1 pseudogene is annotated in these 365 nt (G+C 29.9%); it reads left to right on the top strand.

The features are described 5' to 3' along the window. Positions 1 to 186 (top strand): annotated as a pseudogene (locus tag AC1DJR_RS34105) (recombinase family protein); the annotation flags it as partial. Between the last annotated feature and the right edge of the window lie 179 nt (positions 187 to 365).

The following is a 365-nucleotide window of genomic DNA, read 5'->3' as shown; positions in this document are numbered from 1 at the left end:
TTTAGTGAATTAGACCGAGAAATGATAAAAGAAAAACAACTTGCAGGAATTAAACTAGCAAAACAAAAAGGAGTTTATCGAGGGCGAGTGAAAAAATATACAGATCAACATGCTAGTATGAATTATGCGATTGAATTACGTCAAGAAACGAATAAAACAATTAAAGGGACTCATTGTTTTGAATAACACGTTTAACAAAAATTGGTATGCTATTGCAGGCTTTTTGTTTATTCAACTAAAGGACAGTTTAATTAAAGAAAACTGATCTATAATGCGGGAGGAAATCCAGTACATTTATTGAAGATAAAGGAGTTGTTGAAATTGGATACAATTCAATTAATTGAAGATTTCATATTACCTTACTA

It is taken from the genome of Bacillus sp. 05T31 (assembly GCF_056396725.1).
Note: the sequence above shows the minus strand (reverse complement) of the source record. Positions and strands in the feature narration are given on the sequence as shown.